Source organism: Streptomyces sp. NA04227, assembly GCF_013364195.1.
Lineage (GTDB): Bacteria > Actinomycetota > Actinomycetes > Streptomycetales > Streptomycetaceae > Streptomyces.
In genome coordinates, this window is the sequence record NZ_CP054918.1 from 2,661,262 (window position 1) to 2,685,023 (window position 23,762).

A 23,762-nucleotide genomic window follows, 5' to 3' on the forward strand; every position below is an offset into this window, starting at 1 on the left:
GCGCTCAGTGCAGGGTCTGCAGGGCCTCGGCCTCGAAGGCACGGTGCTCGTCGGTACGGCCCTCCAGAAGCTTGCGCGCCCACTCGGGGTCGGCGAGCAGGGCGCGGCCGATGGCGACCATGTCGAACTCCTCGCGCTCCAGCATGTCGAGGAGCCCGTCGACCTTGGTGACCGCGCCGCCCTGGCCGGCGAACGACTCCAGGAACTCGCTGTCCAGGCCCACCGAGCCGACGCTGATCACGGGCAGCCCGGTGAGCTTCTTCGTCCAGCCCGCGAGGTTGAGATCGCTGCCCTCGAACTCCGGGGTCCAGTAACGGCGGGTCGAGGCGTGGTAGACGTCGACACCGGCCGCCGTCAGCGGAGCGAGCAGGGCGTCGAGTTCCTCGGGGGTCTCGGCCAGCCGCGCCTGGTAGTCGCTCTGCTTCCACTGCGACAGGCGCAGCGCGATGGGGAATTCGGGACCGACGGCGGCGCGGGCCGCGGCGACGATCTCGGCGACGAAGCGGGTACGGGCGACGGCGTCACCCCCGTAGGCGTCGGTACGGCGGTTGGTGCGGGCCCAGAGGAACTGGTCGAGCAGGTAGCCGTGGGCGCCGTGGATCTCGATGCCGTCGAACCCGTGGGCCTTGGCGGCGGCGGCCGACTCGGCGAACGCGGCGATCACGGCGTCGATGTCGGCCAGGGTCATGGTGTACGCGGTGGCCGAGTGCTCCTCGTCCAGCGCGATCCCGGAGGGGCCCATCGAAGGCGCCTCGGCCACCGGCCCCGCTCCGGCCTTGCGGGCGGTACCGACGTGCCAGAGCTGCGGGAAGATCGCACCGCCCTCGGCGTGCACGGCCTCGACCGTTCGCTCCCAGCCCGCGAGGGCGTCCGCACCGTGGAACCGGGGCACGCTGTTGCTGGTGCCCGCCGCGTCGTGGCCGACGTAGGTGCCCTCGGTGACGATCAGCCCGACCCCGGCCGCCGCACGCCGCGCGTAGTACCGGGCGACGTCCTCACCGGGTACACCGCCCGGCGAGAACTTGCGGGTCATCGGCGCCATCGCGATCCGGTTGCGCACGGTCAGGCTGTTCAGGGTCAGGGGCCGGTCGAGGATCTCGGCAGCGCGCATCCGGTTGCTCATGTCGCTCCTGGGACGAGGGCGGTAGGTACGGGGCGGCGCGAGGGGCCGCAGTCCGTAACAGCCGTCGGGGGCGGACAGCCATTCCCGGACGCGGGTGTTGCGTGGCGCACGTCGAGACGTGTCGACGCATGCCGAGACATCTCGGCGCATGCCGACGGGTCTCGGCGCATGCCGACGCCTCTCGGCGCATGCCGACGTGTGCTCTGTGCGGCCCGCGGCACGCCGCCCGCCGCCCGCCGCCGGGTACGGCGGAGCGGGCGACGTACCGCCCCGACGTACCGCCCCCGCTCAGCCGTCCAGTTCCTCGATCGTCGCGTTCGACACCGCCGTACGGGACTGGAGGTCCGCCGCGACGTCCTCGGCAGCGCCGAGTACCCGTACCGCGTTCTGCCAGGTGAGCTTGGCGAGATCGGCGCGGGACCAGCCGCGGCCGAGGAGTTCGGCGATCAGGTTGGGGTAGCCGGAGACGTCGTCGAGGCCCTCGGGGGTGAAGGCGGTGCCGTCGTAGTCGCCGCCGATGCCGATGTGGTCGACGCCCGCGGCCTCGCGCACGTGGTCGAGGTGGTCGGCGACCGTGGCGGCGGTGGCCGCGGGGCGCGGGTTGCTCTCCTCGAAGGCGCGGTGCAGCTTCATCGCCTCGGCGGTGGTGTCGAGGTGGTGGAAACCGTGCGCGCGCAGGTTCTCATCGGCCCGCCGGGTCCACTCGCTCGCCGCCGGGAGCACGAACTTGGGCACGAAGGTGACCATCGCGACACCGCCGTTGGCGGGCAGCCGCTCCAGGACGTCGGTGGGGACGTTGCGCGGGTGGTCGCAGACGGCCCGCGCCGAGGAGTGGCTGAAGACGACCGGCGCCACGGACGCGTCGAGCGCGTCGCGCATGGTGCTCGCGGCCACGTGCGAGAGGTCCACGAGCATCCCGCAGCGGTTCATCTCCGCCACGACGGCACGGCCGAAGTCGGTCAGGCCCCCGGCCCGGGGCTCGTCCGTGGCGGAGTCGGCCCAGTCGATGTTGTCGTTGTGCGTGAGCGTCATGTAGCGCACGCCGAGCGCGTACAGGGCGCGCAGGGTGGCGAGCGAGTTGTTGATGGAGTGCCCGCCCTCGGCACCCATCAGCGAGGCGATGCGGCCCTCGGACCGGGCCGTCTCCATGTCGGCGGCGGTACGGGCCCGGCGCAGGTCCGCCTCGTAGCGATTGGTCAACTGCTCGACGCAGTCGATCTGTTCGAGCGTCGCGCTGACCGCTTCGTCGCCCCGCAGGTCGGTGCGTACGTACACGGACCAGAACTGCGCGCCCACCCCGCCCTTGCCGAGCCGCGCCAAGTCGGTGTGCAGATGGGCACTCTGGTCGGTCGCGATGTCGCGTGCGTCGAGGTCGTAGCGCACCTGCTCACGCAGGGCCCAGGGAAGGTCGTTGTGACCGTCGACGACGGGGAACTCTCGCAGGAGGTCATGTGCATCGTCCAGGAAGCTCATGACGGTCAACTTACCGGGGCGCCGCTCCGGCCGTCGCCGGTGACTTTGTGGATGGCTAGGCTGGTCACAGATCCTGTGGAGGACACCGTGAGCGTCGAGCCCCGTCACCTCGAACTATTCGAAGAGGCCCGGCGAATCGCCCCCAAAGGCGTGAAGGTGGAGTACACCGACGGGACGATCATCATGCGGCCGGCCCCGTCCGCGATCCACCAACGCAACCTCTTTCACCTCCGCTCCCAGTTCGACACGCACCGGCCGGAGGAATACCTCCCCACGGAGAACTCCGACCTCCAGTCGCCACAAGCCGCGAAGGTCAGGAACCCCGACCTGACCTATCTGCCGGACGAGGCCATGACAGGGGAGCAGGGCATCTTCGATGCCGACCTCGCCCTGATCGCCATCGAAATCGTCTCCCCCTCGAACCCGGAGAACGACTGGGTGGGCAAGCTGAGGGACTACGCCGTGATGCACATCCCGCTGTACCTCATCGTCGACGCCCGCGACTCCACGGTCACGCTCTTCTCCCAGCCCAACGGCGCCAAGTACCACACGCGTACGGACCAGAAGTTCGGCGAGACCATCCGCATCCCCGAACCCTTCGGCTTCGACCTGGACCTCGCACGGCTCATCCCTTACGTCTGACAGCGAACGGGGGCAGCCAGGGCTCCGTTTCCGAGGCGACGGTCGACCATCACTCCGGAAGCTTCCGGGCGACCTTCCGCGTCTGGACGGCGTCCGCTTCGGGCTCGTCGGCGTTCACGCTCACCACGAGAGAAGCGGGTCGTCCGGCGCAGGTGAGGACGACGCCGGTGTCGCTGAAGTCGGTGTAGCCCTGCCAGCCACCGCCGAGAGCGACGGGCAGGTGGTCGGAGTTACCGCCCCCTCTGAATCCGCGCCGTCGGCTCGGCATGACGCACCGCCACGAAGACAGGCCAGAGGGAACACTCTTGGTAATCTCATGGTCGCTTTACGTGACATCAGAGCCAGAGAAAGGATCCCCGTGCGCTCATCCAGCCGGGCCACCCGCATCGCCCTGACCGTCGGATTCACCGCCGGCCTGCTCGCCGCCGTACCCGCCGTCGCCGTGGCGGACGCCGAACCGGCGTACACCTGCAACGTGACCCTGCCGTCAAAGCCCGCCCACCCGCCGGTCGTTGACGGCGCGGACTGCACGCCGTCCCAGGGCGCGCCCGCCTCGGGACCGGTCGAGGGCCCGGTACACATCATCCTCAACCAGCCGGGGTCGCCCCTCCCGGCGGACAGCGACGGAAAGACCCGGGTCATCTGCAAGACGGCGACCCTGCACGCCGACGCGGTCAAATCGGTCGACGGGAACGACGCCAAGAACAGGATCAAGGGCGAGGACTGCGAGCTCGCGGACGACTGAACGGGCACGCCGCGAGGCCGCACACGGCAATGCCCCGACCAAGTGTCGGGGCATTGCCGTGCTCTACGACGCGTCGAGCGTGCCCGCCGCCGCTCCGGAGATGAACGCCTGCCAGGCTCCCGAACCAGCCATCAGGACGGGGCCGGTGCCGTGCAGTTTGCTGTCGCGCGTCGCGACAGCGTTACCGAGGACGGCGACCTCCACACAGTCATGGGTTCCGTTGCTGTGGCTCGACTTGAACCACATTGCGTTTTCCAGATCAACCGTGTTCATAGCTCCCTGCCACATCTGAAAGCAGGCGTTGCGATGCCCGCTCGTCGAGTGCAGCCTCCCAGATTCCCTGGAACGCCGCTTCGTACTGTTCCACCTCGTTCGGCTTGTCCAAGTACAAGCCTCCTGTGTACCCATCCGAGTACACCGTCGGGGGCTCCGTCTCCTTCCCGTCGCCGTTGAGCGGGAAGCGAAGGAGGTTGAAGGGTCCGGTCATGAGACCCGGATGTGTGCCCACCGAGAAGGGCACCACTCGGATCGTCACGTTGGGCAGCTCGGACACGTAGACGAGGTGCGCCAGTTGGCGAGCCATCACCTTGGGTCCGCCGACGGGATACCGCAGCACCGACTCGCTCAAGGCAACTCGCAACGTCGGCGGGTCGGTTACCCGCGTGAGGAGCGTCCCACGCGCGATGCGCAGGCGCACACGCCGGTCAAGCTCCTCCTCGCTGATCTCGGCAAGGTGGGTGCGGATGACGTCGCGCGCATACCCGTCGGTCTGGAGCACTCCCGGGACGAGATCACTGTGGTAGAGGCACTGGCTTGCCGCAGCCTCTTCCAAGCCGACGTACACGTTGAAGGTTGCCGGAATGACGTCCCCGTAGGCATGCCACCACCCCCGCGCCTTGGTCTCCTTGGCCAGGCCCATCAGCGCCTCGGTCATCTCCGCCGAAGCGCCGTAGATCTCGCACATCGTCCTGACATCGTGGCTTCGCATCGATGTCTGCCCGGTCTCGATGCGCCAGATCTTCGGCTCGGACCATTCGAGTTGGCGCGCCGCCGCACGGACAGTGAATCGAGCCTGCCCTCGAAGCTCGCGTAAGTACCGCCCGAGTTGGCGCCTCGGCACTGTCGATCCGGTCGTTCCCTCCGCCACCGGTCATCCCTTCCTCTGCTCCGATTTGTAGCACCGCCAACGCCCGGAATGTAGTGGTGCGTTGACTCGATCCGTAATGCACTTCAAACGTTCGAGAAGTAAATCCCGGATCCTTGAAATGTAGTCTTGCATCCACGCTCGCGATCACGGCAGGCTGAAATCCGGTCACGGTGCGTAAGCCGCCAACTGCGCGCCGAGCAGGGCCGCTTGGCGTGCCGTCAGCTTGCGCCGGAAGAGGAACGCGCGAGCGCAGCAGCGGCCGTCATCATCCGAACGCCCACTAGCCCCAGCCGAGTTGGGGCAGAGCAGTCAGGGAACGTGATGTGACTGAGCAACGGCAATCCCCCATGCCATCCCCCCACCACTCGCAAGTCCCCGAACTCCCCCCACCCGCCAGCCTCGTACTCCCCGGCACACCCCAATTCGCCCGCATCGCAAGGGAGTTCGCGCGCGTGTACGTCGCACGCCATGCGCCCTTCGCACACGAGGACTACCTCGACACCGTCGTCCTCATCACCAGCGAACTCGTCACCAACGCCATCCGGTACGGCACCGAGCCCGGTGACTCGTTCCGCCTCCGCCTCGATACCGATCTCGTCCGTACGCGTATCGAAGTGCACGACCCCGTACGGCGCCGCCCCCGTGCCCGGCCCACGTCCGACACGCGGGAACGCGGGCGCGGGCTGGCCATCCTCGACGCGTTGTGCCCGGGGCTGTGGGGCATCTACGACATCCCGTTCGGCAAGGCCGTCTGGGCGCAGGTGAAAGCGCGATGACAGCCACGGACGCCGGCATACGAACGCCTCGGCGGCCGGGTACGAAGACCCGGCCGCCGAGGCGGAATGTCGAATGCCCTGGGGCTACTTACCCGTCACGAACCCGAACCCGCCCCCCGCGCCCTCGACCTTGGCGCGCAGCCGCTTGCCCTTCTCCGTGGCCTGTTCGTTGAGTTCCTGCTGGAACTCGCGCATGCGGGCGCTGAGTTCCTCGTCGAAGGCGGCGAGCATGCGGGCGGCGAGGAGGCCCGCGTTGCGGGCGCCGCCGACCGAGACCGTGGCGACCGGGACTCCGGCGGGCATCTGGACGATGGAGAGCAGGGAGTCCATGCCGTCGAGGTACTTCAGCGGGACGGGTACGCCGATGACCGGGAGCGGGGTGACCGAGGCGAGCATGCCGGGGAGGTGGGCCGCGCCGCCCGCGCCCGCGATGATCGCCTTGAGGCCGCGGCCGGCCGCCTGCTCGCCGTACGCGATCATCTCGCGCGGCATGCGGTGTGCGGAGACGACGTCGACCTCGTAGCGGATCTCGAACTCGTCGAGGGCCTTGGCGGCGGCCTCCATGACGGGCCAGTCGGAGTCGGAACCCATGACGATGCCGACCTGCGTGATCTGCGACGCGTCCTGGCCGGAGGTGGTGGGGGCGGGAGTCATTCGGTGATCGTTCCTCTGAGATAGCCGGCGGCGTGACGGGCGCGCTCCAGGACCTCGTCCAGGTCGCTGCCGTACGTGTTGACGTGGCCGACCTTACGGCCGGGCTTCACGTCCTTGCCGTACATGTGGATCTTCAGCTCGGGGTCGCGGGCCATGCAGTGCAGGTACGCGGTGTACATGTCGGGGTAGTCGCCGCCGAGGACGTTGGCCATCACGGTCCAGGGCGCGCGCGGGCGCGGGTCGCCGAGCGGCAGGTCCAGTACGGCGCGTACGTGGTTGGCGAACTGCGAGGTGACGGCGCCGTCCTGGGTCCAGTGGCCGGAGTTGTGCGGGCGCATGGCCAGCTCGTTGACCAGGACCTGGGGGTTGCCGTCGGCGTCGCGCACCTCGAAGAGCTCGACCGCGAGGTGGCCGACGACGCCGAGTTCCCGCGCGATGCGCAGCGCCAGTTCGCTCGCCCGCAGGGCCAGGTTCTCGTCCAGGCCGGGGGCGGGGGCGATGACGGTGTCGCAGACGCCGTCGACCTGCTGGGACTCGACCACCGGGTAGGCGACGGCCTGGCCGTGCGGGGAGCGGACCACGTTGGCGGCCAGTTCCCGTACGAAGTCGACCTTCTCCTCCGCGAGAACGGGCACCCCGGCGCGGAAGGGCTCGGCGGCGTCCGCCACGGAGCGGACCATCCAGACGCCCTTGCCGTCGTAGCCGCCGCGCACGGTCTTCAGGATCACCGGGAAGCCGGAGCCCTCGGCCGCAAAGGCCTCCACGTCCGCCGGGTCGGTGACGATGCGGTGGCGCGGCGAAGGTACGCCGATCTCGTCGAGCTTCGCGCGCATCACGCCCTTGTCCTGGGCGTGCACCAGCGCCTCGGGCCCCGGCCGGACCGGGATGCCGTCCGCCTCCAGGGCGCGCAGATGCTCCGTCGGGACGTGCTCGTGGTCGAAGGTGATCACGTCGCAGCCCTGGGCGAAGGCACGCAGGGTGTCCAGATCGCGGTAGTCGCCGACGACGACGTCGCCGACCACTTGGGCCGCGGAGTCCTGCGGGGTGTCGCTGAGCAGCTTGAACCTGATGCCGAGCGGGATACCCGCCTCGTGGGTCATACGGGCGAGCTGTCCGCCGCCGACCATGCCGATTACGGGGAATGTCACGACCCCAGGGTATCGGCCATGCGAACGGGTCCTTTCCAGTCCGATTTCCGGGGCCTGTCCGGAACCGCTCCGGAGCCGGTCCGGAGCGGGTTCTGGGCGGGGCCGGAACCGGTCCAGGGCCGGTCCGGGGCAGCCCCGGCCGCGCAGGACCCGGGTGAATCCGGGTCGCCACCGGTCGCCGCCCGGCGCCTTTCGTACCGTGTCCGCCGACGAGCTCTTCGTCACGTCCTTGCCACAGGCATCAACTACCGCTGAGCGCGGCTCGCGCCCCGTGGTTAGCATGGCCACGTCCGCATTTCGCGGCACGACACTCCAGATTCCGACGGACGGGGGCCGGGCGACCATGGACCACGGTGGTCACACGCCAGGCGCACTACGGCTGCGCGTCAGTGTGCTGACGCGTGAGCTGGCGAAGTTCGGTGCCGTGGGCGGCGCCGGACTGCTGGTCAACCTCGCCGTCTTCAACCTGGTGCGGCACTTCACCGATCTCCAGGTGGTGCGGGCCAGTGTGATCGCCACGGTGGTCGCGATCGCGTTCAACTACGTGGGGTTCCGCTACTTCACCTACCGCGACCGCGACAAGAGTGGCCGTACGCGTGAGATGAGCCTGTTCCTGCTGTTCAGCGCGGTGGGCCTGGTCATCGAGAACGGTGTGCTCTACACCGCCACGTACGGCTTCGACTGGGACAGCCCGCTGCAGAGCAACGTCTTCAAGTTCCTCGGTATCGGCATCGCGACCCTGTTCCGCTTCTGGTCGTACCGTTCCTGGGTCTTCCGCGCGCTGCCCACCGGCGAGGGCGAGGCGGTCACGGCGAGCGCCGAGGCCATCCTGGAGAGCGAGAGCGAGCGGCGCGAGCCCGCTTCGCAGCGGGGCCGCTGAGTCCCCGCCCTCTCGTCTCTAACGGCCTCGTCTCTCTCACGGCCGTCCCTTACGGCCTCCCCCCTTACGGCTCAACGCGGCCCGAGCAGTCCACCCGTACCGCCATCGCCGTCCCCGCGCTCCCGCTCCCGCTCCGGTGCGTTTCCTTCCTCCGGTTGATCCGCGGCGAGCCTCCTTCGGCTCTTCGTGGCGCGGGAGAGGAACAGGCCGAAGACCGGGGGGCCGGTCTGGAGCATTTCCAGGCGGCCGCCGTCGGCCTCGGCCAGGTCGCGGGCGACGGCGAGGCCGATGCCGGTGGAGTTGCGGCCGCTGATGGTGCGCTCGAAGATGCGGGCGCCGAGGTCGCCGGGGACGCCCGCGCCCTCGTCGGTGACCTCGACCACGACCTGGTTGCCGCGTACCCGGGTGCGCAGGGCGACGGTGCCGCGGCCGTGCATCAGGGAGTTCTCGATGAGGGCGGCGAGCACCTGGGCCACGGCGCCCGGGGTGCCGACCGCGCGCAGGCCCCGCTTGCCCGAGCTGACGACCGCGCGGCCCTCGTTGCGGTAGGCCGGGCGCCACTCCTCCAGTTGCTGCTTGATGACATGGTCCAGGTCGAAGGAGACGGCCGAACCGGTGCGCGGGTCACGGGAGTTGGTGAGCAGCCGCTCGACCACGTCGGTGAGCCGCTCGACCTGGGTGAGCGCGATGGAGGCCTCCTCCTTCACGGTGTCCAGGTCGTCGGTGACCGTGATCTCCTCCAGCCGCATCGACAGTGCGGTGAGCGGGGTGCGCAGCTGGTGGGAGGCGTCGGCGGCCAGGCGGCGTTCGGCGGTGAGCATACGGGCGATGCGTTCGGCGGAGGCGTCCAGGACGTCGGCGACGCGGTCGAGTTCGGGCACCCCGTAGCGCCGGTGCCGGGGCCGGGGGTCGCCGGAGCCGAGGCGTTCGGCGGTCTCGGCGAGGTCGGTGAGCGGTGAGGCGAGCCGGTTGGCCTGGCGCAGGGCGAGCAGGATCGCGGCGATCACGGCGAGCAGCGCGACCGCGCCGATGATCAGCAGGGTGCGGCCGACCTCACGGGTGACCGTGTCCCTGGAGTCCTGGACCGTGACCCGCTCGCCCTGCTCCCCCTTGGCGGAGGACTCGATGACGCCGCCGCCGGGCTTGTCGCCGATCCGGATGGGCGCCCGCCCCGGGATCTCCACGATGGCGTACCGGCCGTGCTCGATCTGGTCGCGCAGGATCTCCGCGCTGATGTTCTCCTTGCCGAGCAGCCGGCTGTCGACGATGCTCACCAGGCGCACCGCCTCGGAGTCCACGCGCTCCTGCGCACTGGTGCTGATGGTGCGGGTCTCGACGATGACGAGCGAGACCCCGAACACGGCGATCACCACGAGCACCACGGCGAGCGTGGAGTTGATCAGTCGGCGGCGCATGGACCCGAGGGTGCCACAGGCAGGGGGCGGGCAGGGCCGGGGCGGTGGGGTTCGCGGTGAACCGGCGACGCTATGCGCGGATGAGTCTGTCGACCAGTTCCGGGTGCCATTCGACGTACTCGACGCCCGCTCCGTCCGCGTGCCGGGCGTACAGGAACCGTCCCGTCGGGCCGTGGGTCGTGGGAGTGGTGACGGTGGCGCCTGCGGCCTCCAAGGTCGCTCGCAGGGCGTCGAGATCGTCGACGACGACGGTCGCGGAGGCGTCGGCGTACTTCGCGCGCTCCTCGGGCGCCCCCGCGATGACCAGGAAGTCGCCGATGGCCGCGAGGCCGACCGCGTGGAACGACAGCCGCAGGTGGGGCTGTTCGCCGGTGAGCTGCTCCAGCAGCGGCAGCGCACGGTCCAGGTCGTCGGTCCACAGACGTGCGTAGGTCCTCAGGATGGTCACCGCTGCCCCCGTTGCTCTCGTCCGGGGCTCTGGCCCCGTGCTCTCTTCCGGTTACTCGGGAACCGTAGGTGAGTAGGCTCTGACGTGGAAGAACGCACTTTTAGGTGAGAGAGGCACCCGATGGAAACCCAGCAGGCCCGGGATGTGCCCGAGGACGCGGACGTACTGCGCGCCGATTCCCTGGCACGCGAGATCTTCTCGGGGGTGGCCAACAAGTGGGCCCTGCTGCTCATCAACGTCCTGGGGACGCGCACCCTGCGGTTCACCGAGCTGCGGACCGAGGTCGAGGGCATCAGCCACAAGATGCTCACGCAGACCCTGCGCGGACTGGAGCGGGACGGAGTGGTGCACAGGACCGTGTACGCGACGGTGCCGCCCCGCGTGGAGTACCGCCTCACCGAGGCGGGCGAGGCCCTGCGCGACACCGTGAACGGCATGTGCGCCTGGACCCGCCGCTACCTGGACGAGATCGAGGCCGCACGCCGCCGCTTCGCCGCGCGGGACGGTGACGCGGCAGGGCGGTGACACGGGAGGACGGTGACGCCCGGCTCGTCCGGCTCTCCCGGCTCCGCTAGCTCTTCTCGAAGCGGAAACCCACGCCCCGCACCGTGGCGATGTAGCGCGGGTTGGCCGCGTCGTCGCCAAGCTTCTTGCGCAGCCAGGAGATGTGCATGTCGAGGGTCTTGGTGGAGGACCACCAGGTGGTGTCCCAGACCTCGCGCATCAGCTGGTCGCGGGTGACGACCCGGCCCGCGTCGCGCACCAGGACCCGCAGCAGGTCGAACTCCTTGGCGGTGAGCTGGAGTTCCTCCTCGCCCATCCAGGCGCGGTGCGACTCGACGTCGATCCGTACGCCGTGGGTGGCGGGCGCCTCCTTGGGCTCGGCGGAGCCGCGCCGCAGCAGGGCCCGTACCCGGGCGAGGAGTTCGGCGAGCCGGAAGGGCTTGGTGACGTAGTCGTCGGCGCCGGCGTCGAGCCCGACCACCGTGTCCACCTCGTCGGCGCGGGCGGTGAGGATCAGGATCGGCACGGTGTGCCCCTCCGCCCGCAGCCTGCGGGCGACTTCGAGGCCGTCCATGCCGGGCAGCCCCAGGTCGAGGACGACCAGGTCGACGCCGCCCTTGAGTCCGGCGTCGGCCGCCGCGGGTCCGTCCTCGCGCACCTCCACCTCGTACCCCTCCCGGCGCAGAGCGCGGGCCAGCGGCTCCGAGATGGACGCGTCGTCCTCGGCGAGCAGTACTCGGGTCATGAGCTGATGGTAGTCCGCGCCGCTCGGGCCCCGCCCGGAGATCGGCTCTGCTCACGGTGCATCAATTCGCACCCTGCGGCATAGCGATGAGAAGGTGTGATGAACCTTCGAATCTGGGTATGCGATTCCCCGGCTACCTGTGATCCATCTCTCAAACCCTTCCATACGCCCCCATGTCGTGCCGTATGGTGACGCGGAATTACTGCACTGCTCAAGGACCTTTGGCCCGTATTTTGTGCCAAGGGTCTCTTTTGTGCCGGGCTGGAGCCCCTTCAGTCTTCAAGTGCAAGAGAAGTCAAGAGAATCTGTGGCCGGTCCACGACGTCGGGAAGCGCCGTGGCACGGACCCCGGTGCCGTCACCCTCACCCGGAACGCGGGGCGGCGAGCGCCCCGGTACCGGCCGACCCCCACAAGGGCGCGCCCCCGCTTGTGCGGCGCGTCCCGAACTCAAGAGGATCGACATGGCGCCCAGCCTGACGAAGGACTCGTCACGCGCCGGAACCCCCGGCTCCGAGAAGACCTTCTTCGGCCACCCCCGCGGTCTGGCCACCCTCTTCATGACGGAGATGTGGGAGCGATTCAGCTTCTACGGCATGAAGGCCCTGCTCCCGCTCTACCTGATCGCCGGTGGCCCGGCGGAGGGGGCCGCGGAGGGCGGCCTCGCGATGACCGCCGCCACCGCGACCGCGATCTACTCCATCTACCTGGCGATGGTCTACCTGCTCGCCATGCCCGGCGGCTGGTTCGGCGACCGGGTCTGGGGCCCGCGCAAGACGGTCACCATCTCCGCCTCGATCGTGGTGCTCGGCCACCTGACCCTGGCCATCCCCGGCCAGGGCGCGTTCTTCGCCGGTCTGGCCCTGGTCGCGATCGGCTCGGGTCTGCTGAAGGCCAACGTCTCGACGATGGTCGGCCACCTCTACGACGGTCCCGAGGACCCGCGCCGCGACGGCGGTTTCACCGTCTTCTACATCGGCATCAACATCGGTGCCTTCGGTGCGCCGCTGATCATCGGCACCGTCGGCGAGAAGGTCAACTGGCACTTCGGCTTCGCCCTCGCCGCCCTCGGCATGGCGCTGGGCCTGGCCCAGTTCCTGCTCGGCACCCGGCACCTGAACCCGCGCTCCAGCGAGGTCCCCAAGCCGCTGAGCCCCGAGGAGCGCAGCTCGGTCCTGCGCAAGACGCTGGCCATCACCGGCCTGGTCGCGGTCTTCTACGCGGTCGTCGTCTTCACCGGCGTCTACACGCTCAACTGGGCCCTGATCCCGATCACCATCGCCGGCCTGATCATCCCGATCGGTGTGCTGGCGCGGATCAAGCGGGACAAGGACCTCTCGCGCGACGAGCAGTCGAAGATGAACGGCTACATCTGGTTCTTCGTGGCCGCCGCCGTCTTCTGGATGATCTACGACCAGGGCGGCTCGACCCTGTCGATCTTCGCCGAGTCCAAGACCAACACGGTCATCTTCGGCTTCGACTTCCCGGTCTCCTGGTTCCAGTCGGTCAACCCGGTCATGATCATGGCGCTCGCCCCGGTGATCGCCTGGATGTGGCTCTACCTGGCGAAGAAGGCCAAGGAGCCGAGCACGGTGGTGAAGTTCTCCGCCGGTCTGGGCCTGGTCGGTCTGTCCTTCGTGCTCTTCCTGCTGCCGCTGGCCGCCGCCTCTCCCGACAGCAAGGTCAGCCCGATGTGGCTGGTCGGCATCTACCTGATCCAGACCGTCGGTGAGCTGTGCATCTCGCCGGTCGGCCTCTCGGTGACCACCAAGATGGCCCCGGAGAAGTACGCCTCGCAGATGATGGGTGTCTGGTTCCTCGCGGTCACCGCGGGCGACTGCACCACCGGTCTGCTGTCCATCGCCGGTGTCGACCTCAACAAGTCGAGCGTGGTGGCCACGGAGGCGATCCTTGCCCTCATCGCCGCGTTCGCCGTGTACATGTACCGCAAGACGGTCCGCTCCCACATGGGCGAGGTCCACTGATCCGCTCGCACGGAAAAGGGTCTCGGCGCTCGGCGAGCGTCGAGACCCTTTGTGCGTTCACGCGCCTTCACGTGCGTTCACGGCGGGAGGCCTGGTGCGTCCACGGGGGCCTTGCGCGCCCACAGAGGCCTGTGCGTCCACGGAAGGAACGTACGTATACGGGTGGACCCTTGGGCCCCGCTCCCCTCAGGAAGGCGCGCCCAGCTCCGCCCAGACCGTCTTGCCGGTCAGGCCCGGGGTACGGACGATGCCCCAGTCCAGGCAGAGCCGCTGCACGATGAACATGCCGTGGCCGCCGGGGCGGCCCGCGCGGTGCGGGGTACGGGGTGCGGGGTTGCCGGTGCCCTTGTCGCGGACCTCGATCCGCAGCACCTTGCCCTCGCAGGAGATCCACATCTCCTCGGGGCCGCCCGCGTGCAGGCAGGCGTTGGTGACCAGTTCGGAGACCACCAGCAGGACGTCCTCGGCGGCGGCCCGCCGGTCCGCTCCGGTGGCCGGGAGCCAGCCCCAGGCGTAGAGCGCGTCACGGGTGAAGTCGCGGGCCATCGGCACGATGCCACTGGCGTCCTCGAAGCCGAGTCTGCGGACCTGGCGACCGGTGGCCGAGGTCGTGGGCGCGCCCTCGGCCCCCGCGGGAGCGGCGACGCCCGGTTCCGGGCCCCGCTCGCCCGGCGAGAAAGGCCGGGTGGTGCTCATCAGCACTTCACCTCACCGATTCACCAGTCGTGGCACTACTTGCCGTTATGCCTGTTGACAGATCCAGAATGTCTTCTGCCCGGTCGCCGCGTGAGAACACCCACGTATTTGCCGGGGCGCGTGTGACGCTCGTAACGCGTCCGTCACACAGCGAGAGAAGGCCCGCGAACAGCGGGGGAACGCGGCTTCACGCGCCCGGCCGCAGTGCTTCTTCGACGGTGTCGTGGAGGGTGAAGACGGCCTCGGCACCGGTGATTTCGAAGACCCGGGCCACCACCGGGAGCATGCCCGCGAGATGGACGCCGCCGCCCTCCGCCTCCGCCTTCAGGCGGGCGCCGAGCAGCACGTTGAGCCCGGTGGAATCACAGAACTCCAGCCGCGAGCAGTCGACGACCAGGCGGCTCAGGCCGCGGTCGACACACGCTTCGAGCGGCTCGCGCAACAGATCCGCGGTGTGATGGTCCAGCTCGCCTGCCGGGGTGACGACGGCGCTGCTGCCCTCATCCCGTACCTCGACAAGGAGCCGGCCCCGATGGGTACTGCCGACCGTCCCGCGGTCCATGCCGTCACTCTCTCCCGACAGTCGTGGATGTGGATTGACGCTGTTGAACACTACGCCCTCTTGTCGGCCTTCCAACACCCGAACAACCTGAGCAAAACGGACATTTGACAGCTAAACGCACTTGCAAGACCCGCCGAAAAACGGGTAGGGCTAGTAGGGACACATGACCGACACGGCCGGCTCGGAGGCGCCGCAAACCGCACCGCACGCACTGGCACCGGCAGCCATATGCCGAGAATCATGGAGGACATCCCGATGTCACCGGCCCCCCGGCTCGACGAATCGCACACCGACAAGGCGACGTCGGCACCCCCGCCGGAACTCCGCGCCGAGACCTTCGGGCCCGCAGAGGCCCTCGAAGACCTCGACCTCCCCGAGATCCCGCCGTACGACGAGGTGGGACCGACGGACGCGCGGGCTCTGTCCAAGACCCTCTTCGACCGCCTCGGTTCGCTCGAAGAAGGCACGCACGAATACGCGTACGTACGCAACACACTGGTCGAACTCAACCTGGCCCTGGTCAAGTTCGCCGCCTCCCGGTTCCGCTCCCGCAGCGAGCCGATGGAGGACATCATCCAGGTCGGCACCATCGGCCTGATCAAGGCGATCGACCGCTTCGAGCTCAGCCGCGGCGTCGAGTTCCCGACCTTCGCGATGCCGACCATCGTCGGCGAGATCAAGCGCTTCTTCCGCGACACCAGTTGGTCCGTACGGGTCCCGCGGCGGCTCCAGGAGCTGCGTCTGGACCTGGCCAAGGCGGGCGACGAACTGGCGCAGAAGCTCGACCGCGCGCCCACCGTGGCGGAACTCGCCGAGCGCCTGGACCTGAGCCGGGACGAGGTCATCGAGGGCATGGCGGCCAGCAATGCCTATACGGCCAGCTCCCTGGACGCCCAGCCCGAGGAGGACGACTCCGAGGGCGCGCTCGCGGACCGGATCGGCTACGAGGACCACGGCCTGGAGGGCATCGAGTACATCGAGTCCCTCAAGCCCCTGATCGCCGAACTCCCGCCGCGCGACCGCAAGATCCTCTCGCTGCGCTTCGTCGCCAATATGACGCAGTCGGAGATCGGCGAGGAACTCGGCATCTCCCAGATGCACGTCTCCCGCCTCCTGACCCGCACGCTGGGCAGGCTGCGCAAGGGGCTCACGGTCGAGGAATGACAGCGGGCACGGCAAGAGACATGACGACGACGCACTGACCGAACGGCGGCCGACGACCTGCCCCGCGGAATCTCGCTCCCCGAACGGGGGCGGGGTTCCACCGGGCAGTACCTCGGCCGCCGGGGTCGGCGGTCGGCATGTGCACAACGGATGACCGGGGGTCGCCTCTTGGGAGGCGGCCCCCGGTCATCCGTTTGTGAACCCGCAGCAGCTCCTCTCGCCGAGCCGCGTCACGGCGGCGGGCGCGCGCGGGACCCTGCTCAGAAGACCCGCACCCCCTCCCGCCACACCTCCCCCACCAACGGAACCCCCGGCCGGTACACCAGGTGGACATGGCTCGGGGCGTCCAGGACGGTGAGGTCGGCCCGGGTGCCGGGGGTGAGGCGGCCGACGTCGGTGCGGCGCAGGGCCGCGGCGCCGCCCGCGGTGGCGGACCAGAGGGCCTCGTCCGGGGTCATGCCCATGTCGCGCACGGCGAGGGCCAGGCAGAACGGCACCGACGAGGTGTACGAGGAACCGGGGTTGCAGTCCGTGGACAGGGCGACCGTGGCACCCGCGTCGAGCAGGCGGCGGGCGTCGGGCCACTCGGCGCGGGTGGAGAACTCGGCGCCGGGCAGCAGGGTGGCCACCGTGTTGCTGTGGGCCAGGGCGTCGACGTCCGCGTCCGTGAGGTGGGTGCAGTGGTCGGCGCTGGCGGCGCCGAGTTCGACGGCGAGCTGGACGCCGGGGCCGTAGCCGAGCTGGTTGGCGTGGACGCGGGGCACCAGGCCCTTGGCGATGCCCGCGGTGAGGATCGCGCGGGCCTGGTCGCCGTCGAAGGCGCCCCGCTCGCAGAAGACGTCGACCCAACGGGCGTGCGGGGCACAGGCGTTCAGCATCTCGCCGGTGACCAGGTCGACATAGCCCGCCGGGTCGTCGTCGTACTCGGGGGCGACGATGTGCGCGCCGAGATAGGTGACCTCGTCGGTCTGGGCGGCGGCGATGCGCAGGGCGCGTTCCTCGTGCTCGACGCTCAGGCCGTAGCCGGACTTCGTCTCGAAGGTCGTGGTGCCCTGGCGCAGCGCCTCGCGCAGGTGCCGGGCGAGGTTCGCGGCGAGTTCCTCGTCGCTGGCCGCGCGGGTGGCGGCGACCGTGGTGCGGATGCCGCCTGCCGAGTAACTCCGTCCGGACATACGGGCGTTGAACTCCGCGGTGCGGTCGCCCGCGAAGACCAGGTGCGAGTGCGAGTCCACGAAGCCGGGGATCACGGCACGTCCGCCGAGGTCCTCGGCCGTGTCCGCCGCGGGCGCCTTCGCGGCCGGGCCCGCCCAGGCGACGCGGTCGCCGTCGAGCACGAGCGCCGCGTCGGTCAGCAGACCGAGCGGGCCCTCGCCGAGCCCCGGGTCGTTGGTGACCAGGCTGCCGATGCCGGTCAGGACGGTGGTGCTCATCGAGTGCCTCTGTCTTTCTGCCGATGGTGGCGGCGTTCCTGGCGTTCCTGGCTTCGCGACCGGGTTCCTGGCGTTCGCGACCGGGTTCCCGGCGTCGTTGCGTGTGCGGCGCCGGACGGGACGCCTACGAGCTGTCCCGCAGCGCCCCGATGGCCTCCGCCAACGCCCTTGGTACGTCCGGGACTTGGGTGTGCCGACCGTCCCGTACGAGAGGGCGGCCGCCCACCACGACATGGCGTACGTCGGCGGCGGTGGCCGCGAAGACGGCGGTTTCCGCGCCGAGGCGGGGGATCGTGCCCGCGGTGCGGACGCTGTCGAGGGCGATCGTGGTCAGGTCGGCGAGGGCGCCGCGCTCCAGGGTGCCCGCGTCGGGGCGGCCGAGGGCGGTGTGGCCGCTGTGGCTCGCGGCGCGCAGCAGGGCGGCGGCGGTCCAGTGGCCGCGGGTGCGGGTGCGCAGGCGTTCGTCGAGTTCCATCGCCCGCGCCTCCTCGAAGAGGTCGATGACGGCGTGGCTGTCGCTGCCCAGCGAGAGCGGGCTGCCCGCGGACTGGAGCCGGGGGGCGGGGCCGATGCCGTCGGCGAGGTCGCGTTCGGTGGTCGGGCACATGCAGGTGCCGGTGCCCGAGCCGCCGAGCAGGGCGATGTCCTCGTCGGTGAGATGGGTGTTGTGGACGCCGGTGGTGTCCGGGCCGAGCACGCCGTGGTCGGCGAGCAGCCGGGTGGGCGTGCGGCCGTGCGCGGCCAGGCACGCCTCGTTCTCGGCGGTCTGCTCGGAGAGATGGACGTGCAGCGGTACGGCGCGCTCGCGCGCCCACTCGGCCACGGTCGCCAACTGGGCGGCGGGGACGGCCCGTACGGAGTGCACGGCCGCACCGACCAGGACGTCGGCGGCCTCGTCCGGTCCGCGCACGGAGCCGCCCGGCACGAGCGGAGAGCCGCCCGGCGCGCGCACGGCACCACCGGGCCCGCTCGCGCGGTCCGCGAGGTCCGTGGCGCGGGCCGCCCAGGCCTCGGTGTCCCCGTCGCTGAAGCGCAGTTGGTGCCGGTTCGGGGACTCGCCGAAACCGGCCGCGACGTAGGCGGTGTCGAGGAGGGTGAGGCGGATGCCCGCCTCACGGGCGGCGGCGATCAGTGCCTCGCCCATGGCGTTGGGGTCGTTGTAGCGGGCACCGCCGGGCGCGTGGTGCAGGTAGTGGAACTCGCCGACCGCGGTGATCCCGGCGAGCGCCATCTCCGCGTAGACGGCGCGCGCGAGCCGGAAGTACGTGTCGGGGGTGAGCCGTTCGGCCACCCCGTACATGGTCTCGCGCCAGGTCCAGAAGGTGCCGCTGCCGACCTGGACGGTGCCGCGCAGCGCGCGGTGGAAGGCGTGCGAGTGCGCGTTGGCCAGGCCCGGCAGGGTCAGCCCGCGCAGCACCACCGCGCCGGGCGGCGGCGTCGGCACCGAGGTGCGCACCGCCGAGATCCGTCCGGCGCGCACCTCCACGACGACATCCGGTTCGACATGGCTGCCGAGCCAGGCGTGCTCCAGCCAGTAGACCGCTTCCGGCGGGCCCGGATCTGCGGCCCGACTGCCGTACGGGTCAAGGGAGTTGCGCGGGTCGGGTGCCTGTTCGCTCAGGTGCACGCGAGACCTTTCAGTACGTCGGCCAGGGCCATCACCCCGGCCACGCAGTCGTCCTCCTCGGCGAACTCGGCCGGGGAGTGCGAGACGCCGGTCGGGTTGCGGACGAACAGCATGGCGGTGGGGAGGGACTCGGACAGGATTCCGGCGTCGTGTCCCGCGCCGGTGCCGAGCACCGGCACCCGGCCACCGTCGGTGCCCAGGATGCGGGTGAGCTCGTCGCGCAGCGCGTCGCCGAACTCGACGACGGGCGTGAAGGATTCGCGCACCACGTCGAGTTCCACGCCGTGCCGGGCGGCGTACTCCTCGGCCGAGCGCCGTACCGCGTCGACCACGGTGTCCAGGTCCCGCTGGTCGGCGGCGCGCGAGTCGAGCCAGCCGCGGACCAGGGAGGGGATGGCGTTCACGCCGTTCGGTTCGACCGCGATCTTGCCGAACGTGGCGACGGCGCCCGCGAGTTCGGCCTCGCGGCGGGCGGCGAGCACTGTCTCCGCATACGGCAGCATCGGGTCGCGGCGGTCGGCGAGCCGGGTCGTACCGGCGTGGTTGGCCTCGCCCCGGAAGTCGAAGCGCCAGCGGCCGTGCGGCCAGATCGCGGAGGCCAGGCCCACCTGGGCGGCGTTCTCGCCGGGCAGGGCGAGCGCGCGGCCCTGCTCGATGTGCAGTTCCACGAACGCGCCGATACGGGCGAGGCGTTCGGGGTCGGCGCCGATCGCGTCCGGGTCGTACCCGGCGCTCTCCATGGCCCGCGGCAGGGTGATGCCCTCGCCGTCGGTGAGGGCGAAGGCCTGCTCGCGGGTCAGGCGCCCGGCGCTCAGCCGGGAGCCCACGCAGGCGAGCCCGAAGCGGGCCCCCTCCTCGTCGCCGAAGTTGACGATCGCCACCGGCCTGGTGAACCGCGCTCCCCTGCGGCGCAGTTCGTCCAGGGCGGCGAAGGAGGAGACCACGCCGAGCGGCCCGTCGAAGGCACCGCCGTCGGGCACCGAGTCCAGGTGCGAGCCGGTGACGACGGCGTCGCCCGCGGCCGGATCGCCCAGCCAGGCCCACTGGTTGCCGTTGCGGTCCAGCTCGCAGGCCAGGCCACGGGCGGTGGCCTGGGCGGTGAACCAGTCGCGGCACTCGGCGTCGGCGGGCGTCCAGGCGTAGCGCCGGTAGCCGCCGCTGTCGGCGTTCCTGCCGATGGCCGCCAGCTCCTTCCACATCGCGTGGAAGGAGGGCGGGTCGCCGGCGGACGCCGGGGTCGCGGCAGGCACGGTGGACTCCGTCACGCGGATTCCTTCGGCTCGGATTCCTTCATCGGGATACGGACGTCCTTGGCCTCGGCGACCGTCTCGGCGCCCTCGTAACCGGCGTCGACGTGCCGGATCACGCCCATGCCCGGGTCGTTGGTGAGCACCCGGCGCAGCTTCTCGCCCGCCAGCTTGGTGCCGTCGGCGACGGAGACCTGGCCCGCGTGGATCGAGCGGCCCATGCCGACGCCGCCGCCGTGGTGCAGGGAGACCCAGGAGGCGCCCGAGGCGACGTTGACCATGGCGTTGAGCAGCGGCCAGTCGGCGATCGCGTCGGAGCCGTCGAGCATGGCCTCGGTCTCGCGGTACGGGGAGGCCACCGAGCCGCAGTCCAGGTGGTCGCGGCCGATGGCGAGCGGGGCCTGGAGCTCGCCACTGGCCACCATGTCGTTGAAGCGCTCACCGGCGCGGTCGCGCTCGCCGTAGCCGAGCCAGCAGATCCGGGCGGGCAGGCCCTGGAAGTGGACACGCTCCCCGGCCATCTTGATCCAGCGGGCCAGCGACTCGTTCTCCGGGAACAGGTCGAGGATCGCCTTGTCGGTGGCGGCGATGTCCTTCGGGTCGCCGGACAGCGCGGCCCACCGGAAGGGGCCCTTGCCCTCGCAGAACAGCGGGCGGATATAGGCCGGTACGAAGCCGGGGAAGGCGAACGCCCGCTCGTAGCCGTGGAGTTTGGCCTCGCCGCGGATGGAGTTGCCGTAGTCGAAGACCTCGGCACCGGCGTCCATGAAGCCGACCATGGCCTCGACGTGCTTGGCCATCGACTCCCGCGCGCGGGTGGTGAAGTCGGCGGGCTTCTCGGCGGCGTAGGCGGCCATGTCCTCGAAGGCGATGCCGAGCGGCAGGTAGGCCAGCGGGTCGTGGGCGCTGGTCTGGTCGGTGACGATGTCGACGGGCGCGCCCTCGGCGAGCATCCGCGGCAGGAGTTCGGCGGCGTTGCCGAGCAGGCCGATGGAGAGCGGGCGGCGGGCGTCGCGGGCCTCGGTGGCGAGCTGGAGGGCGTGCTCCAGGGAGTCGGCCCTCACATCGAGGTAGCGGTGCTCGATCCGGCGCTCGATGGCGCGCGGGTCGCAGTCGATACAGATCGCGACGCCGTCGTTCATGGTCACGGCGAGCGGCTGGGCGCCGCCCATGCCGCCGAGTCCGGCGGTCAGCGTGATGGTCCCGGCGAGCGTGCCGCCGAACTTCTTCGCGGCGACGGCGGCGAAGGTCTCGTAGGTGCCCTGGAGGATGCCCTGGGTGCCGATGTAGATCCAGGAACCGGCGGTCATCTGGCCGTACATGGTCAGGCCGAGCTGTTCGAGGCGCCGGAACTCCTCCCAGTTCGCCCAGTCGCCGACCAGGTTGGAGTTGGCGAGCAGCACGCGCGGCGCCCACTCGTGGGTCTGCATCACACCGACCGGGCGCCCCGACTGGACCAGCATGGTCTCGTCCTGCTTCAGGGTCTTCAGGGTGCGCACCATCGCGTCGAAGGAGCGCCAGTCGCGGGCGGCCTTGCCGGTGCCGCCGTAGACGACGAGCTTGTCCGGGTGCTCGGCCACCTCGGGGTCGAGGTTGTTCTGCAGCATCCGCAGGGCCGCTTCCTGCTGCCATCCCAGGGTGCTCAGTTCCGTACCACGCGGCGCTCGTACGGGCCCAGGTCCTGACATGGCTGCCTCCTCGCGGATTGTTTGATCGGTTATTCACATCCTGATCGGATGAATAGAGTTAGTCAATACGGCGTCGGGGGCGGCCTGCGCAACATTCGCGCGCGCCCTTCCCCGTACGGACTCTCACCATCCGCCGGGACGCCCGCACCCGTACGTGGTTGGCTGGCGGCATGACCGACAGCGCGGATGTACGGGATACGGCACACGCGACGGACGCGGCGAACTCCGCGGACGCGGCGGACCTGGGCGGACCGGGGCGGCTGCCGCTGACCCTCCGGCGCGAGCGGGCGGTGCGGGCCGCGGTGGCCCAGGGCCTGATCGGCGCGCACGCGCCGGTGGCCGGACTGCTCGACGTCACCGGAATCCGTGAGGACGCCCGCGCCCTGCACGCCGCCTTCGCCGAGGCCACCGCCCCCGGCACCCCCGTCCTGCACGCCTTCGCGGTGAAGGCGGCCCCGCTGGTACCGGTGCTCGAACTGCTGCGGGCGGAGAACATCGGCGCCGAGGTGGCGAGCCCGGGCGAACTCGCGCTCGCCCGCACGGCCGGGATCGAGCCGGAACTGACCGTGCTCGACTCCCCCGCCAAGACGACCGCGGAACTGCGCGAGGCGCTGGACCTGGGCATCGCGGTGAACGCCGACAACCCGCAGGAACTCGCCCGTCTGGACGCCCTGTTGACCGAGCGGGACCCGGCCGCCGCGCCCCCGCGGCTGGGCATCCGGATCAACCCGCAGGTCGGCGGCGGCAGCATCGAGGCACTGTCCACGGCCACCGCCACGTCGAAGTTCGGTGTCGCGCTGCGCGACGAGGGCGCCCGCGACTGGCTGGTGCGCGCCTTCCTGGACCGCCCCTGGCTGACCCGGCTGCACACGCACACCGGCTCCCAGGGCATCCCGCTCGACCTGCTCGCCGCCGGGCTCACCGAGACCGTCGCGCTCGCCGAGGAGATCAACCACAAGGCGGGGCGCCGTCAGATCGACACCCTCGACATCGGCGGCGGCCTGCCGGTCAACTTCCACTCCGACGACCGCACCCCGGACTTCGCCGCGTACGCACGCCTGCTGCGCCGCGAGGTCCCCGTGCTGTTCGGCGGCGGCTACGGCCTGGTGACCGAGTTCGGCCGCGCCCTGCTCGCCAAGCACGGCACCGCGCTCGCCCGCGTCGAGTACACCAAGACCGCGGGCGGCCGCCCCATCGCGGTCACCCACGCCGGTGCCCAGATCGCCGCCCGCACGGTGTACGCCCCCGAGTCCTGGCCCCTGCGTATCGCCGCGTACGACGCCGAGGGCCGCCCCAAATCGGGCCCTGCCGTCGCCCAGGACGTCGCGGGCCCCGCCTGCTTCGCCGGCGACCTCCTCGCCCGCGACCGCGCCCTCCCCCTCCTCGAACCCGGCGACCACACGGCGGCCCTGGACACCGGCGCGTACTACTTCGCCCATCACTACGCGTACAACTCCCTTGTACGGCCGCCCATTTACGGCTTCGTGGCGGAGGGCGACCCGTCCGCCGAGGGGGCCGACGAGGTGCGGTTCGCGGTGGTGCGGGAGCAGCAGGGGCTCGCGGAAGTGGTGGCGGAGAGTGGTGGGGGGTTGCGGGGGGCGTTGGTGGGGTTCTGAGCTGGCGGTGCTCGCCCTTCACGGAGGGGGGAACCCCAACGAGGGACAA

General features: G+C 70.6%; 23 protein-coding genes and 1 pseudogene. 8 read left to right on the forward strand and 16 right to left on the reverse strand.

The annotated features are described in order from the left end of the window. Window positions 1-4: 4 nt before the first annotated feature. Together HUT18_RS11135 and HUT18_RS11140 are read right to left on the reverse strand one after the other, a co-directional pair. Complete coding sequence (locus HUT18_RS11135; RefSeq protein WP_176100024.1) at window positions 5-1,123, reverse strand: NADH:flavin oxidoreductase; 1,119 nt, start codon at window positions 1,121-1,123, stop codon at window positions 5-7. A 288-nt stretch (window positions 1,124-1,411) separates the two neighbouring features. Further along, entirely contained in the window at window positions 1,412-2,596 is a 1,185-nt protein-coding gene (locus HUT18_RS11140) for a dipeptidase (protein WP_176100026.1), read from the reverse strand. A gap of 87 nt (window positions 2,597-2,683) precedes the next feature. Between HUT18_RS11140 and HUT18_RS11145 the strand changes: the two genes are divergently transcribed. After that, window positions 2,684-3,238, forward strand: a complete 555-nt coding sequence (locus HUT18_RS11145) for a Uma2 family endonuclease (protein WP_254878529.1) — start codon at window positions 2,684-2,686, stop codon at window positions 3,236-3,238. 49 nt (window positions 3,239-3,287) lie between these two features. Here the strand turns inward: HUT18_RS11145 and HUT18_RS11150 are convergent, their stop codons facing one another. Continuing rightward, window positions 3,288-3,506 (reverse strand): hypothetical protein, encoded by a 219-nt coding sequence (locus HUT18_RS11150; protein WP_176100030.1) that lies wholly within the window; start codon window positions 3,504-3,506, stop codon window positions 3,288-3,290. Window positions 3,507-3,596: 90 nt separating this feature from the next. Between HUT18_RS11150 and HUT18_RS11155 the strand changes: the two genes are divergently transcribed. After that, window positions 3,597-3,983: a hypothetical protein gene (locus HUT18_RS11155; RefSeq protein ID WP_176100032.1), complete on the forward strand. Its 387-nt coding sequence runs from the start codon at window positions 3,597-3,599 to the stop codon at window positions 3,981-3,983. A gap of 63 nt (window positions 3,984-4,046) precedes the next feature. On the opposite strand, the gene HUT18_RS11160 is transcribed toward HUT18_RS11155, so the two are convergent. Both HUT18_RS11160 and HUT18_RS11165 read right to left on the reverse strand, forming a co-directional pair. Then, window positions 4,047-4,256: a DUF397 domain-containing protein gene (locus HUT18_RS11160; protein ID WP_176100033.1), complete on the reverse strand. Its 210-nt coding sequence runs from the start codon at window positions 4,254-4,256 to the stop codon at window positions 4,047-4,049. Beyond that, window positions 4,243-5,130: a helix-turn-helix transcriptional regulator gene (locus HUT18_RS11165; protein ID WP_176100035.1), complete on the reverse strand. Its 888-nt coding sequence runs from the start codon at window positions 5,128-5,130 to the stop codon at window positions 4,243-4,245. The genes HUT18_RS11160 and HUT18_RS11165 overlap by 14 nt, the downstream gene beginning before the upstream one ends. A 347-nt stretch (window positions 5,131-5,477) precedes the next feature. Here HUT18_RS11165 and HUT18_RS11170 point away from each other — a divergent pair, with 347 nt between their 5' ends. Further along, window positions 5,478-5,906: an ATP-binding protein gene (locus HUT18_RS11170; RefSeq protein ID WP_176100037.1), complete on the forward strand. Its 429-nt coding sequence runs from the start codon at window positions 5,478-5,480 to the stop codon at window positions 5,904-5,906. Window positions 5,907-5,990: 84 nt separating this feature from the next. Here HUT18_RS11170 and purE read toward each other — a convergent pair whose 3' ends face one another. Then, on the reverse strand, window positions 5,991-6,560 hold the full coding sequence (gene purE / locus HUT18_RS11175; RefSeq protein ID WP_254878530.1) for a 5-(carboxyamino)imidazole ribonucleotide mutase: 570 nt from the start codon (window positions 6,558-6,560) through the stop codon (window positions 5,991-5,993). After that, a complete protein-coding gene (locus HUT18_RS11180) occupies window positions 6,557-7,708 on the reverse strand; it encodes a 5-(carboxyamino)imidazole ribonucleotide synthase (RefSeq protein ID WP_176100039.1) in 1,152 nt (383 codons plus the stop codon). Before HUT18_RS11180 ends, purE begins: the two co-directional genes overlap by 4 nt. A gap of 343 nt (window positions 7,709-8,051) precedes the next feature. On the opposite strand from HUT18_RS11180, the gene HUT18_RS11185 reads away from it, so the two are divergent. Further along, window positions 8,052-8,588: a GtrA family protein gene (locus HUT18_RS11185; RefSeq protein WP_176104437.1), complete on the forward strand. Its 537-nt coding sequence runs from the start codon at window positions 8,052-8,054 to the stop codon at window positions 8,586-8,588. Window positions 8,589-8,779: 191 nt separating this feature from the next. On the opposite strand, the pseudogene HUT18_RS11190 reads toward HUT18_RS11185, so the two are convergent. Both HUT18_RS11190 and HUT18_RS11195 read right to left on the reverse strand, forming a co-directional pair. Beyond that, window positions 8,780-10,003: pseudogene (locus HUT18_RS11190) on the reverse strand (ATP-binding protein); the annotation flags it as partial. A 70-nt stretch (window positions 10,004-10,073) separates the two neighbouring features. After that, window positions 10,074-10,451, reverse strand: a complete 378-nt coding sequence (locus HUT18_RS11195) for a VOC family protein (RefSeq protein WP_176100042.1) — start codon at window positions 10,449-10,451, stop codon at window positions 10,074-10,076. Between the two features lie 120 nt (window positions 10,452-10,571). Between HUT18_RS11195 and HUT18_RS11200 the strand changes: the two genes are divergently transcribed. Further along, entirely contained in the window at window positions 10,572-10,976 is a 405-nt protein-coding gene (locus HUT18_RS11200; RefSeq protein ID WP_176100044.1) for a helix-turn-helix domain-containing protein, read from the forward strand. A 46-nt stretch (window positions 10,977-11,022) separates the two neighbouring features. Here the strand turns inward: HUT18_RS11200 and HUT18_RS11205 are convergent, their stop codons facing one another. Beyond that, window positions 11,023-11,700, reverse strand: a complete 678-nt coding sequence (locus HUT18_RS11205) for a response regulator transcription factor (protein WP_176100046.1) — start codon at window positions 11,698-11,700, stop codon at window positions 11,023-11,025. Window positions 11,701-12,162: 462 nt separating this feature from the next. On the opposite strand from HUT18_RS11205, the gene HUT18_RS11210 reads away from it, so the two are divergent. Then, window positions 12,163-13,683, forward strand: a complete 1,521-nt coding sequence (locus tag HUT18_RS11210) for a peptide MFS transporter (RefSeq protein WP_176100048.1) — start codon at window positions 12,163-12,165, stop codon at window positions 13,681-13,683. Window positions 13,684-13,869: 186 nt separating this feature from the next. Here HUT18_RS11210 and HUT18_RS11215 read toward each other — a convergent pair whose 3' ends face one another. Then, window positions 13,870-14,379 carry an ATP-binding protein gene (locus HUT18_RS11215; RefSeq protein ID WP_176100049.1) on the reverse strand — a complete coding sequence of 170 codons (510 nt, stop codon included), beginning with the start codon at window positions 14,377-14,379 and terminating at the stop codon, window positions 13,870-13,872. Between the two features lie 187 nt (window positions 14,380-14,566). After that, window positions 14,567-14,941 carry an STAS domain-containing protein gene (locus HUT18_RS11220; RefSeq protein WP_176100051.1) on the reverse strand — a complete coding sequence of 125 codons (375 nt, stop codon included), beginning with the start codon at window positions 14,939-14,941 and terminating at the stop codon, window positions 14,567-14,569. A 240-nt stretch (window positions 14,942-15,181) separates the two neighbouring features. Between HUT18_RS11220 and HUT18_RS11225 the strand changes: the two genes are divergently transcribed. Beyond that, entirely contained in the window at window positions 15,182-16,105 is a 924-nt protein-coding gene (locus HUT18_RS11225; RefSeq protein WP_176100053.1) for an RNA polymerase sigma factor SigF, read from the forward strand. Window positions 16,106-16,365: 260 nt separating this feature from the next. Here the strand turns inward: HUT18_RS11225 and hutI are convergent, their stop codons facing one another. The 4 genes from hutI to hutU form a co-directional block, all read right to left on the reverse strand. Beyond that, window positions 16,366-17,535: an imidazolonepropionase gene (hutI, locus tag HUT18_RS11230; protein ID WP_176100054.1), complete on the reverse strand. Its 1,170-nt coding sequence runs from the start codon at window positions 17,533-17,535 to the stop codon at window positions 16,366-16,368. A gap of 124 nt (window positions 17,536-17,659) precedes the next feature. After that, window positions 17,660-19,066, reverse strand: a complete 1,407-nt coding sequence (locus tag HUT18_RS11235) for a formimidoylglutamate deiminase (protein ID WP_254878981.1) — start codon at window positions 19,064-19,066, stop codon at window positions 17,660-17,662. Between the two features lie 86 nt (window positions 19,067-19,152). Next, a complete protein-coding gene (locus tag HUT18_RS11240) occupies window positions 19,153-20,361 on the reverse strand; it encodes an allantoate amidohydrolase (RefSeq protein ID WP_176104438.1) in 1,209 nt (402 codons plus the stop codon). A 62-nt stretch (window positions 20,362-20,423) separates the two neighbouring features. Then, a complete protein-coding gene (gene hutU / locus HUT18_RS11245; RefSeq protein WP_176100056.1) occupies window positions 20,424-22,097 on the reverse strand; it encodes a urocanate hydratase in 1,674 nt (557 codons plus the stop codon). Between the two features lie 170 nt (window positions 22,098-22,267). Here hutU and HUT18_RS11250 point away from each other — a divergent pair, with 170 nt between their 5' ends. After that, window positions 22,268-23,713, forward strand: coding sequence for a diaminopimelate decarboxylase (locus HUT18_RS11250; protein WP_176100057.1), 1,446 nt, complete (start codon window positions 22,268-22,270; stop codon window positions 23,711-23,713). Window positions 23,714-23,762 lie beyond the last annotated feature (49 nt).